This is a genomic window from Nocardioides sp. QY071, from assembly GCF_029961765.1.
Taxonomy (GTDB): Bacteria; Actinomycetota; Actinomycetes; order Propionibacteriales; family Nocardioidaceae; genus Nocardioides.
On the sequence record NZ_CP124681.1, the window covers coordinates 4,204,003 to 4,216,655 of the forward strand.

10 protein-coding genes are annotated in these 12,653 nt (G+C 65.8%); 5 read left to right on the plus strand and 5 right to left on the minus strand.

Annotation, left to right across the window (positions count from 1 at the left end):
- The first annotated feature begins 43 nt into the window (after positions 1 to 43).
- From QI633_RS20205 to QI633_RS20220, 4 genes are all read left to right on the plus strand, one after another.
- Positions 44 to 757 (plus strand): hypothetical protein, encoded by a 714-nt coding sequence (locus tag QI633_RS20205; RefSeq protein ID WP_282426867.1) that lies wholly within the window; start codon positions 44 to 46, stop codon positions 755 to 757.
- Entirely contained in the window at positions 754 to 1,380 is a 627-nt protein-coding gene (locus QI633_RS20210; RefSeq protein ID WP_282426868.1) for a hypothetical protein, read from the plus strand. Before QI633_RS20205 ends, QI633_RS20210 begins: the two co-directional genes overlap by 4 nt.
- Before the next feature lie 67 nt (positions 1,381 to 1,447).
- On the plus strand, positions 1,448 to 2,458 hold the full coding sequence (locus tag QI633_RS20215) for an IS481 family transposase (protein ID WP_282426869.1): 1,011 nt from the start codon (positions 1,448 to 1,450) through the stop codon (positions 2,456 to 2,458).
- 468 nt (positions 2,459 to 2,926) lie between these two features.
- A complete protein-coding gene (locus QI633_RS20220) occupies positions 2,927 to 3,274 on the plus strand; it encodes a hypothetical protein (protein WP_282426870.1) in 348 nt (115 codons plus the stop codon).
- Between the two features lie 184 nt (positions 3,275 to 3,458).
- Here QI633_RS20220 and QI633_RS20225 read toward each other — a convergent pair whose 3' ends face one another.
- From QI633_RS20225 to QI633_RS20245, 5 genes are all read right to left on the minus strand, one after another.
- Positions 3,459 to 3,812 (minus strand): hypothetical protein, encoded by a 354-nt coding sequence (locus QI633_RS20225; RefSeq protein ID WP_282426871.1) that lies wholly within the window; start codon positions 3,810 to 3,812, stop codon positions 3,459 to 3,461.
- A gap of 153 nt (positions 3,813 to 3,965) precedes the next feature.
- The gene (locus QI633_RS20230) at positions 3,966 to 5,693 is read right to left on the minus strand and encodes a hypothetical protein (protein WP_282426872.1); all 1,728 of its coding nucleotides are present in this window, start codon (positions 5,691 to 5,693) and stop codon (positions 3,966 to 3,968) included.
- 197 nt (positions 5,694 to 5,890) lie between these two features.
- The gene (locus QI633_RS20235) at positions 5,891 to 9,181 is read right to left on the minus strand and encodes a hypothetical protein (protein ID WP_282426873.1); all 3,291 of its coding nucleotides are present in this window, start codon (positions 9,179 to 9,181) and stop codon (positions 5,891 to 5,893) included.
- A gap of 490 nt (positions 9,182 to 9,671) precedes the next feature.
- Positions 9,672 to 10,553 (minus strand): nuclease-related domain-containing protein, encoded by an 882-nt coding sequence (locus QI633_RS20240; protein ID WP_282426874.1) that lies wholly within the window; start codon positions 10,551 to 10,553, stop codon positions 9,672 to 9,674.
- A 113-nt stretch (positions 10,554 to 10,666) separates the two neighbouring features.
- Positions 10,667 to 11,629, minus strand: a complete 963-nt coding sequence (locus tag QI633_RS20245) for an AraC family transcriptional regulator (RefSeq protein ID WP_141800931.1) — start codon at positions 11,627 to 11,629, stop codon at positions 10,667 to 10,669.
- Between the two features lie 237 nt (positions 11,630 to 11,866).
- Here QI633_RS20245 and QI633_RS20250 point away from each other — a divergent pair, with 237 nt between their 5' ends.
- Complete coding sequence (locus QI633_RS20250) at positions 11,867 to 12,652, plus strand: SDR family oxidoreductase (protein WP_282426875.1); 786 nt, start codon at positions 11,867 to 11,869, stop codon at positions 12,650 to 12,652.
- Position 12,653: the final 1 nt, after the last annotated feature.

Below are 12,653 nucleotides of genomic sequence, written 5' to 3' on the forward strand. Positions count from 1 at the left end.
CTGCGCGCTCTGTGGGCGCCGAGGACGACGTACCGAGACCCATGTGCCGCCCAAGGCCGCCTTCAACAACAGCGACGCCTCCCGCGGCATCCAACTCAAGACCGATGAAGGTTCCACGACGACCTTGTCGCGGCCACGCGCGGGCGGGAATCGCATCTATGGGCTCTGTTCACCATGTCACCGCTTGACATCGCCTTTCGATGACGAATACGTCGCTTGGGCTAAAGCCTGCTCCAAGGCGGCTCACGTTCGGGCGCATCCTGACTATGCGGGCGATGGCACAGTCGTACTTCAGGGAGCGCGCCCGGGTCGTTTCGTCAGAGCCGCCTTGGCTGGCATGGCTTCGCTGGCAGAAAACCTCTGGCAGGACCACCCTGCACTCGTCGAGAGCGTGTTGAACGGGGAGCCGATCGCCCCGCCGGCGGACCTCCGGCTCATCGTTGGATGGACTCAGCTTCGGGATCGGTTCTTCGTTGAAGGCGTGCACCGTGGAGCATTCGTCACCATCCCCATCGCTGGAGGACCGCCGACGGGCATCAAAACCCTGCCGACGCCGTCAGCGACCATTCACTGGTTCCCGTTCAGCCTTATGCTCGTCCACCCCGACACTGGCGCCCGCTACCCACACGTCGACCACACATACTGGCTCGCCGAGGGTGCTGAGGGGCCAGCGCGCGACATTGAGCTGCGCCTGCCGACGGTGGGCGCCGATTCCGTGGTCACCGTTCCACTCGCGAACCGCAGGTCCCCAGAGTGACCGCGGTTGTTTGCTGGGAACGGCGGGTCGGGCCGCTCAGCGAACTCGTGGTGATCTCCGACAGCCGGCTCGGCGGCGGGCAACGATGGGACGCGTGCCCGAAGATCTTCGCTACGGGTCGCGGCGATGCCGTCCTTGCGTTCGCCGGAGACACGTTGCGGGCCTACCCACTCATCCTGCAAGCCCTTGCCACCGTCAGTTCCTATCAGGCCTCAAGTCGCGGTGACCTCGACATCCGAGACCTGGCATCGCACCTGGCTCATGCGTTGAACCACATGCGCTCCATCAATGTCAGAGGCGAGGCCAAGGCCAACCCAGACTGTGAGTTGCTGCTAGCAGGCTGGTCATGGCGGCTGGGCAAGTTCCGCGCCTACCCCATTCGATACGAGACAGGACGGAACGCGGAGGGTGGGACAGTTCGCAAGTTCATTGCCTCGCCAGCCGGGCCAGCACCCGCAATGCTGGGAGGGGAGGCGGCCACCGTCGTGTACGCCACCATCGGCGACGCCGGCACCAAAGTGACCGGGAGTCTGGCGCGCAAGTCCCAGGCCCGGATAGGTCCGCTAGATGTGATGCCCAGGCACGTTGGTCGAGATCGTGTGACGACACGGTCTGAGCTGTAGATGGACGAAGGCCTCCCGGGTGTGGAGTGGAGCTGTCTAGGAACCGCTCCCACCGCAGGAGGCCTTCGTGTCACACGCTACCCATGCCAACGCAGCCCTGACCCCACGTGCGCGCCTACGTCTTGCGCGCCTGATCGTCGATCACGGCTGGCCGCCAGCTCGAGCTGCCGAGCGCTACGACGTCTCGTGGCGCACAGCGAAGAAGTGGGCCGATCGCTACCGCGACGAGGGACCGGACGGAATGCTCGACCGGTCCTCAGCCCCGCATCGGCAGCCGAACCGCACACCGGCGCCGATCGTGCGCAAGATCGTGCACCTGCGCTGGAAGCAGCGACTCGGCCCCGTCGAGATCGCCGACCGCCTCAACATGCCTGCCTCGACCGTGCACGCGGTCCTGGTCCGCTGCCGGATCAACCGCCTCTCCCACATCGACCGCGCCACCGGCGAGCCGATCCGCCGCTACGAGCACGAGAAGCCCGGCGACCTGATGCATGTCGACGTCAAGAAACTCGGCAAGGTCCCCGACGGCGGCGGCTGGCGCTACGTCGGGCGTCAGCAGGGCGAGAAGAACCGGTCGGCCACAGTCGCGCGAACAGGCGTGCCTCGCAACAAGTGGCGCAACCCGGTGATCGGGACCTGTTACCTGCACACCGTTGTCGACGACCACTCCCGCGTGGCCTACGTCGAGGCTCACGACGACGAGACCAAGGAGACCGCGGCCGAGGTCCTCAAGAACGCGGTCGCCTGGTTCGCCGAACGCGGCGTCGTCGTGAAGCGCGTGCTCAGCGACAACGGCAGCTGCTACAAGTCCCACTTGTGGCGCGACACCTGTGCCGATCTGGGCATCACGCCGAAGAAGACTCGGCCCTACCGTCCGCAGACCAACGGCAAGATCGAGCGCTTCCACCGCACCCTGGCCGAAGGCTGGGCATTCAAGAAGTTCTACAACTCCGAGTCAGCCCGGCTCGCCGCTCTGCCAGCATGGATCCACGAGTACAACCACCACCGGCCCCACTCAGCAATCGGGAAGGCCGCACCCATCACCAGGCTGGACAACCTGGCTGGGCATCACAGCTAGATATGCAGCCGGTTTCGGTGCTCGCGGAACTCTGCGAGTCTCACCGACTGGAGCACGACACCGTAGGCGGGCCCCCACAGATCGCGAAGGTGTACCGCACGATGCGCACCGAGCTTTTCGCCACACGCTGGAAGGGCACAGTCTCTATCTCGGGGCGGCCCATCCTGCGAGGGGAGAATCACGACCTTCGCATCGCCTCACCGACCGACGACGGTTCGTGGAGGATCGAATAGGTTTAGAGCAGGTGTCCTCCCAGTTGGACGATGTCGACACACCAGTGGGTGGCCTCCAGCGAGACTCGAACTCGCATTTCCTGCATCGTGGACCGTTGAGTTGTGAACTCGCAGCCTGCGCACGGCCCGACACCATCCTAGGCCAACAGGAGTGATTCCACTCTGGCGATTTGGGGCACCCGTAGTGGGCGGCGTGCCGCGGAAGCTATACGCCTGCGACGTAGGCGGTGAGGAAGTGGACGCCGTGGCGGTCGAGGTTTCCTCGGGCGCGGTCGTAGTGTTCGGTGGTTCGCGGGTCGGCGTGCCGAGCGAGGATCTGGGCGTCCCGCAATGGGACGCCAGCGTCGAGGGCGTTGGTGATGGCGGCGTGACGCAGCGAGTGCGGGCTGATGTGTCGCGGGATCGCTGCGGCCCGGGCGATGCGCTGGACCATCCGGTACACGTCACGTCGATCAACCGGCTTGCCGGTGAGCGGACGCTGGATGAGTGGTCCGGCGCTCCGCTCACCTCGGCATGCCTCGAGAACGCGAAGAACCGGGACTGTGATTGGCATGGTGGCGGGTTTGTTGCCATTACCGATTAGGCGCAGGACGCGGTGGCCGCGCAGCGTCTCGGAGTAGTCCTCGATCCGGACCGCCGCCGCCTCCGAGGCTCGCAGAGCGTTGATACCAAGGAGATACGCGAGTGCACCGTGATGGACGGTGATCGTCTGGGCGACCTGAAGGAATCGGATGAGCTCGAGCCGGTCGAGCCCTTGGGTACGCGATTCATCGCGATGCACCTCGGGTAGTCGGGCGTAGACCGCTGGGTCGGTCGGCGTGAGTCCGTCGATGTGGGCGAAGCGGAAGTACCCCATGCATCAGCGCGACCACGGATGAGGCCATCAGGCCACTTTCGGTCAACGAGCGGATGTAGAGCTCGACGTGTGCACGCTCCACGCCGATCAAGGCGTCGATCCGGTTGGTCTCGCACCAGGCGAACCACCGGCGCAACTGGTAGGCGTAGAGGTGGTGTGTCGGTCCGGAATAGCGGGCGAGGAACGACACGGCGGCAAGTTGCGCGGGCGTCATGTTGGCAGGTTGGAAGGGCATCGGCTCGCGGGGAGCGTCTTGGCTGGTCATGGAGTTCTCCGCGGCGATGCCGGGGTGACCTGCCGTGCTCGCCGTCGACACGACGAGGTCAGAGGATCGACGCTACGCGCAACAATGCGGCCGGCGGCGTTGAGTGATCGGCCGGCGCCACGCCCCGCAAGCGGCGGTGAGACGCACTTGGGCCTAGTCCATGCCATGTGCCTGCAATCGGTCGACAAGCTCGCCGATGGTACGCATGGCTGTGTTCTGAACCCAGGAGCTGCGTTGCAGCGGAATGCCCATCTCCAGCAGTGCCCGCTCAAACGAGTGACCCGGTCCGTTCATCCTCCAATCAGTGAGGAGCGAGTCCGCCTTGCGGCCGTTCTCGACTGCACTCTCCCACTCGGTCAGGTCACGGACGCTCATGATGCCAAGCGGGAGTACATTCGCGGACTGAAGGACTTCCATCCCTGCCAGGAGCTCCTTGGTCCGCGTGTCAATCGCCGGGTTCCAACCGAGGCCGCCGGTCGGGGTGACCACGATGCAAACAAAAACCTCAGGCGGCGTCGCGTGGCTCTTGACCAGTTTCCCAAGCTCGTTCGTCAGCAGCTTTACTGTGGAAGAGAACTGCTTCGCCTTCTTCTCTGTCAGGACGAGATTGAGCTCAGCGTCTAGGTCGGCAGCCGTCGCTTCTGCGTTGATCAGCTTCTCTGGAATACGCCGATCGGTGACATCGAACAACAGCCACCTGTCTCCGCAGTCGACCGCGAAGTCGCACACGCTTGGCTTCTTACCCCTCTTAGTCCACGCGTGTTGCATCGTCGTCTCGTCATAAAGACGCCGCGTCCGGAGACTTCCCGGGAACATCCTGCCTAGGGTTTGACCGACATTCGCCTCGAGCTCGTAGCCGAGACAGCCTCGGAACCCCTCGTCCCGCTTCGACCCGTTCGCGCGATCTTCGGCCTTCAGGTAGTTGCGAACGTCCCAGTACGTCGCGTCACCGAGTGCCCGTTGGATTGCGAACCCGAGCCGCAGCACCAGCCACTGACCGTTGTCGAGGCGCACGATCGGCCAACGCCGAAGGGTGTTGAACGCCCACCGCGCCGTGCCCGTGCGCGCACGTTCGGCCGCAACCTCGGCCTTCAGCGTCGGAAGATCCGTCGAGGCTTCGGCCAGGAAGCGATCAACCGCGACACGGTCGATTCCCAACCGGTCGAAGAACTCGGACGGATACCGGAGAAAGCCGTTCTGGTCGGCTTGAACCCACAAATGCACGCCAACAGCAGCGAAGTCGTCGAATTCGACCGTGGTGGCTTCCCGAAACAGGTCACCCGGCTCACCGCCGGCCTTCGTGATCAGCTCCTCCTTCACCGATGGGTGAGACCACGGAGTCCTCCAATTCTCATCAATCCAAGCAAGCTGGTCGATCGCATCTGACGTGTGGCCGAAGTGGTGCTGGGCAACCAGTTCGGCAGCCAACCCAGAATCGAGCCCACCCCAGTCCTCACCCGACCGCGGCGCGTCCGACTCGCCAGCGATTCCAAGATGCGCCTCGACCACCTGATCAAGACCAGCGAAGTCGTCTGTCGGATCTCCCGGCGGGCAATGCTCGATAGCCTCTACCGCCGCAAGTAGCAGCATTTGCGGCACCAGCACTCGGCGGCTATCCCGGAGGGCAGACAGAAGCTCTGCCTTCAGTCTCCCCGATCTGACCTGAGCGACCCACCCAGCCTCGACCTCGCGAGCTGGCTTCGTCGTCAGGTCAAGGTCCTTCAACATTGACGAAATCAACGCCAGCGCCTGCCCGACCGGCATCGATGACCACAGCTTCACGCGCTCAGCAAAGGGGACTGGACGGCCGAGAATCTCATCCGCAGTTACGTACACGCTCGCGATCGTCAGCCACGAGCCCCGCGGTGCCTCCAACTTCACGCACTCACTGTACGAACACTGAAGGCCGCCTGTGGAACGCGCCACCGCGAACCACCTCGGGCCACGAGTGCAGGCAGAGGTGGCGGGAATGGAGCTGCCGGAGCTCCGTCGTTCGATCCGGAAACGCGTACTCGCCTGGTTTCTGGTGGTCCGCCCGATCCCTGCGGAATCGCGCGCGAGCGGCACAAACGAACCCGTTAGCCCGAGTCTCTCTTGCTATCAAGCTCCCGCGAAGCCCTTGCTACTTGATCGTCCATGTCGACGACGCCCTGCTCACCCAAGAGATCCATGAGCGCTCGGGAAGCTCTTTGGACTGCTTCGTCTGCAGAATGCAGTCCGAGCGCGATGACCTTCGGCGCCGAGGTGACGAGGCCGTGGCGAGCAAGGGTTCTGGTTTCGTCGCTACGCAGGAGTTGAAGCAGCAGCGTCACGGCGTCGCCTGGGTGCGTATGCGCCGCCTCCTCGATGTGCTCCCCGATGAAACTGCGGCCGTCGAAGTCGATCTGGTCGACGACCCGGACGAGTCGGGGGAGCCACCACGTGACGGGGAACTTATTGCTGTGGACCCACCAGTAGAACTGAGCGAGTTCGCCGGCATCTTCCTTGCCCTGGTCGACGGCCGCCTGTCGAGCGTCCCATATCGCCTCAGCGCGCTCGATGAGCTCAGGTGCCGGTTCGGCTGTGTTCATCAAGCGCCAGCCCACCTGTCCCAGGACCGACGCCGCGGTCTCAGTATCAACGCGCGCGAAATAGGACTGCGTGCGCTCCGGCCACGGCGAGGTCGAACCCCACATGGCGAGGGCCATGAGGTGATCGCCAACCACCTCGTCGATGGATCGGTTCGACCTCCAGCCCATCTCAATCGGTCCCCCCGCAGCCGCGCGATTGAGGATGCTGTCGATGCTGGGCCAAAGGTCGTTCAACAGTTGGGTGCTGGTCGTGTTAGTTGTCAGAGCCGTGGTGATGAAGACATCGCCCCATGTGTCGCTCGTAGCGGCGTTTCCTAGCCAGGAGGCGGTCCACGCTGCGTCCATCCACATCAACAGGCTGAGGCCCTCGCCATATGCGGATGCGACAGCCAAGCTCGGGTCGCGCGGATCGAGCCGACTGACGAGTGCGCGTTGAACAGCGGCTATCACCTCTGTGGAGTCAAACTCTTCGCTGTGGGCAAGCTTCGCCGCCCTGGCTATGCGAATGAGGGTGCGCACCGCCACAGGACGCGTCGTGTTGAGCGCCTGGGTGAGGTGGTCACTCCCAAGGCTGTCATCGTCGCTGGGATTGGGATCGTCGACCCACTGGGCGACAAGCTCGACAGCGTCAGAGAGCAACATCTCCGGAATCCGCGTCCGCTCTCCACTGACTGCGCTCTCGATCGTGTTGCACACTTGGCGCAACGGATAGGTGTTCTGCCGGTCCTCCTCATCGACAAGCCCCTGGAGGTCCCCGGCGCCCAGGAGATAAGCGGGCCAGTCGATGGCCGCTGCGTTGGACTCCGCTGCCTTACGCAGTCCGTCGAGGAATCGTGAGCGGTAAGGCTCGTTCAAGTGAACAAAGGATCGGGTCTGGGCGCTGAACTCAAACGGTCGCGACTCGGCGAGGTCTCGGAGAGTCTCTGCCAGCCCATCCTTCGTCCCGATCTGCGACTTGTCAGGCTCCCAGTCATGGAGCGTGGCTAGAACGTTTTCAAGAGACATCGTGGAAAGCTCGTCTGCGACTGGTGGAACCTCCTCACCTGCCGAAATCGAGTGCCAACTACGAAAGCCCGCATGCTCGTATTCGCCGAGGTCCTCTACGAGTGCGGTGTGGACCTCTAATAGGCGGCCCCTCAATGCCCCGGCACCCACCGCTGAGAGGAGTTCATGGCGCCGCATAGTGACGTACTCGCGGAACGCGTCTTCCTCTGTCTGTTCATCCTTCCGGTGCTCCACGACCCGCTGGCGGCGTTCGTCGCTGAGCTGAGGACCCTCGTACACGAGATCCTCCCAGCGACCGTAGTCGACGTCATTCAGTCGCGGCAGCGTTGCGGTGGCAAGTTGGGTGTACTCCCGGAAGAACCAGGGGTGGTGGAGGAGGTCACGGTCGAGCACCCGCTGGGTTGCTACCTGGAGCACGTCGGCCGGAGGGCTTTCCAGTGCTGAAAGGACGTACATCGCGATCCGCATCGCCAGCGGCATCCTGTCGCGTTCAAGGGTCTGCATCACCCCTTCGAGGTCGCCCCCCGACTCAATCTGGGCGATTGCCAGGTCCCTAAGGGCATCAACCAGCGCATCCGCGAGGTCATGGTGGCGATAGTTCTGCTCGTGATCACTAATCGACGGCCGCCAGATCGAGCTCGCGTCCCAGTCCCGATCCGGGGCCCAAGAGTCGCTATGCGTCTGCTCCTCCCGGAGCCACGCATACACGGTGCCGAGAAGACGCGGATCGGCCCTCAGAGCAGCGATCACGCGCTTCAGAGCCTCGGCATACCAGTAGGAATCAATGCCAGCGCGCACGTCCCGACGGCCGCGACCTCCAGCGTTTGGCGCGGGTCGTGGCCTTAGAAGGGTTTGAGCAAGACGCTTCGCAAGCCGCACCTCGTCGGCTTGCGCTAGTTGCTCGATGAAGGTCACAACGTCGAGGCCGAGGTGCGGATCGAGCTCCCCGCTCAGATACGATCGAATCGCTGACGCCATCGCTCGCGACTCGGAGACGGGCATCCGAAGAGCTGCCTCGAGAAGCCGGACCTTCGCGGGCCAGGCAGTGTCTCGGTCGACGAGGCGGAGCATCACCTCCCTTACCTCGGTCGGCCGAAACTCGGCCATGCGAACCAGATAGTCGCCGGCGGGCCACGGTTGCCAGCCTTGCTCCGCATCCGGATCGAGCGCCTTGGGAGCCTCTAGCGCACGAAGACCATTCAGCGGCACGATCCATTCAGGGTTGCCAAGTTGGTCGTAGAAGATCCTTCGGTGTTGGAGCCCGCCGATGCGCGCGAGTGCCGTGGCCACGTCGCCGTCTGAGGGTGTGGCCCAGACCCCGTCCTCCGTTTGCACATTTGCGGCGTCGACCACGTCCTGCAGTTGCTGCTTGACCGCGAAGAATCCGAGGATGCGACTGGTGATCGCGTTCTCGATGATGCTCAAGGCGCCCTGGTACGCCGCTCGGTCCACCGGTGACTCGGAGTCTGCCTTGGACGGGTGACGCAGCTTCTCGAACGCCCCGATTGCGCTGATGACAACTCTGACGCTGCTGTCCGCGACGCCTTCGGTCGTCCCCAGGACAAGTGCCGCTCGGCGCGTTTGGGAGTTCTCCGTGATCTGATTTTGCGCCTGCACCCAGGCGTTCAAAGCGTTCGTTACGTTGGTTGGAACTAGACCCGGCGCTGCTATTCCTACGGCGATCTCGGCTTGATAGTCGTTCCACGCTTCCACGAGCTGATCACGGAGCTGGGCATCGGCGACCCGTTCCGGGAGTTCCACATCCCCGAGAACGGCCGGGAGCAGGTTGACCAACTCGCGGACAGCATGACCGGCGACAACCAACCGGCCCATATCGAGTTCGGGCGCTCCGAGGGCCTCAACCGCCTCTCGGTAGAGCTGGCCGCATAAGGAATCTTGGGATGCGAGTGCAGCACGGAGCTCTTCGCGCTGTGAAGTCCAGAGCCCGCGGCGACCTCCCCGTGATTCGGGTGCGTCCGAACTGACCGGACGACCGCTCGGGGCACCGGATCCTTCGGGTGGGTTACTGCTGCACTGCTCTAGCAAGGGACGCGTCTCGATCGTCTCGCTGGTCGGCCTGTGGTCTCGTGTGCGAAGAGACTAGGTCCATGCAGGATTGCACGTGGAGTTGTCGGATTCCTGTGTCTGCCCGAAGACCCGGCCGCGTCATCCTGGGCGGAATGCGGCAGATCCATGGCTGTGGTCGACCGCTCCCCCACTTCGTCCTGTACCGAGCACTGGATACGCAGGCGCCACTCAGACCCAGCGCGTCCGATCCGCTCCCCTACCGCCAGGTCGTCGAGCGACGGGCCGCCTCGTGGATCGCCGCGACCTCGCGCTCGGTGAGTCGCGGCGGGAGCGCGCGAACGTACTGGCTGATCCTGCGACGCTGAACGATGACGACGGCTCCGTCTTCGGGCTGCTTCTTGATCTTGAGCCCCTGGTGGGCGCCCATCACCGCGATCACGCCGAGCGCGGTCACGGGGAAGCCGACCTGCTCAGTGAGCAGGCGAGCCGCCCGCTTGGCCTCGTGTCGGCTGTTGCGGATGTACGGCACGCGGCGACCGTTGACCATGAACGTGTCTCCGCCGACCCAGACGCTCGCCTTCGGGTGGTGCTTGGCGTTCACGGTGAGCACACCGCCCGGACCGATCACCAGGTGGTCGATGTCGGATCCCCGGTCGCCGACTCTGATCGCGTGCAGGACGCGCCACTCCGGACCGAGCTTGGCCAGCTGTGCCGCGACCGCTTGCTCACCGTCGGCGCCGATGCGCCACGCACGCTCGTCCGTCTTCACGTCGAACGCCCGCGCCAGGAAGTGCCTGACCTTGCCTTGCGCCGCGCGTGCGGCGAGCGCCTGCTCGCGGGCGGCACTGCCCGCGGGCTCGCTGCCGATGTCCTCCCACGCCGGCGGCGACTCGGCGACGACATCGGACGCAGCGACCTCCGCGAGTGCCGTCTCCTCCGCCGGCTCCGCCTGCTTCGGCTCGCGGGCTGCGAGGTGGTCGCTGACCGCTCTCTCCAGCAGCGGGAGGTTGCTGAAGTCGTCCGAGTGATAGCGGCCCGTCTTCAGGTCGAGGTAGCCCAGCGCGGTCCCGACGGGCGTCTCGGCGTACAGGCGGTCGTGGCCGTAGCGAGCCCACCGGCGCACGATCCAGTCCGTCACGGGCCGACTTCCATGCGCTCGAGGATGACATCCGGGACCTCGGCGCGCTGCGGAATCGCGTGATCACGCAGCCGACACGTCGGTGATCCGGAGCAGCACGCCGCCGCCGACGGTCAGCGCTTCAGGGTCTGCGACGGAAGCTCCTGGTACGCCGCCCGGTAGGCCTGGGCGAACCGCCCCAGGTGGAAGAACCCCCACTGCGCCGCGATGTCGGTGACCGACACCGTGGCGGGGTCCGCCGCGAGCAGGTCGGCACGCGCGCGGGCGATCCGCGCGCTGCGCAGGCGCTCGAGGGGGGTCATGCCCAGCTCGCGCTGGAAGGCCTCCTGCAGGGTGCGGGCGGAGACGCCGGCGTGGCGAGCCAGCTCGGCGAGCCGCCACGCACGCTCGGGCTCGGCCTCGATCAGGTCGACGACCGCGCGTACGACGCGGGGGCAGGAGGTCTCCGGAGGGGCGACGACCTGCCGGTTGTTGGGCTGGGCGGCCAGCAGCCCGGCGATCAGGGTCTGCTCGAAGTGGGTCGAGGCCAGCGGCGAGCGGAAGAGCGCGCCTCCGGCCTCGATGTCGTCGAGGGCGAGGTGGACCAGTCGCAGCCAGGCGCGGGTGGCGGGCGTCTCGAGGTCCATCGCGGGGTTGAACACGACCGGTGCCGTGGCCTCGCCGTCGGAGGCGAGCTCCTCGACGGCGTGGCGGCGCAGGTAGACCAGCAGCTGCTCGCAGCCGTCGCTCCACACCATGTCGACGGCCTCGGTCGGCGACCCGACCGACGCGCGGCTGCGCGAGGACGCCACGACCTGCTCCCCGACCCGCACCCGCGCCGTGCCCTGGAGCGGGACCTGGACGAGGAAGAAGTCGTCGAAGGTGCCGGGCGTGATCCGGACCTCGTCGCCGTAGCGCAGGTAGTTGAGGCTGATGTCGGCGCCGATGGACGCCGAGCTGTGCACCATGTCGAGCCGGCCGTCGCGCCGCGTGAGCTCGAGCCGATGGGCGCAGAACCGCTCGCCCACCTCGCGGCGCGCCTGGTCGACGTCCGCCGTCTCGATCTGGCGGTGCTCGGCGAGCAGTGTCCTGGCCACCCCGGCTCCTTCGACTCGTGCTGCGTCCATTGGCGCACCATCGCCACCATATGTCAACGGTGGAACGATCGTTGGTGACCCGTTACGTCCCGCCTCGTCCGGCGCTCGCGGCGGATCTCGTCGCGGTTGGCGGACGTCACCTGCGTTTTCCGGATAGTGCACGCCGTCGCGGATGCCTACGTTCCCGACAACGCGATGTGACCTGCATCGCACAGCATACGAGGCGGAGGTATCCCCATGACCGATCTGACCGGTCGGACCGCGATCGTCACCGGAGGCGCGACGCTGCTGGCCCACGGGGTCGTCGGCGCGCTCGCCGCTGCCGGCGCCCGGGTCGTCGTCGCCGATGTCGACGAGGAGGGCGGCCGGGCCGCCGAGAAGCTGGGCGACGAGGTCGTCTTCGTGCGCACAGACGTCACCGACGACGCCTCCCTCGCCGAGCTGGTGGCCGGCACGGTCGACCGCTTCGGCGGGATCGACATCGTCGTGAACCTCGCGGCGACCTATCTCGACGAGGGCTTCGCGACCCCCCGCGCCGACTGGCTCAAGGCGCTCGATGTCAACGTCGTCTCGATGGTGGAGGTCGTCCGCGCCGCGCACCCGCACCTGCGGGCCAGCGAGCACGCCGCCGTCGTCAACTTCACCTCGATCTCCAGCAAGGTCGCGCAGACCGGGCGCTGGGTCTACCCCGCGTCGAAGGCAGCGATCGTCTCGCTGACCCGGTCGATGGCGATGGACCTTGCCGGCGACGGCATCCGGGTGAACTCGGTCAGCCCCGGCTGGACGTGGTCGAAGATCATGGACGACCTCTCCGGCGGCGACCGCGCGAAGACCGATGCCGTGGCCGCGCCGTTCCACCTGACCGGCCGCGTCGGCGACGGCGCCGAGATCGGGGCCGTCGTCGCGTTCCTCGCCTCCGACGCCGCATCCGTCGTCACCGGCGCCGACTGGGCCGCCGACGGCGGCTACTCCGCCCTCGGCCCCGAGCAGGCCGTCCCCGCCATCCCGCAGCTCTCCGAGTGAG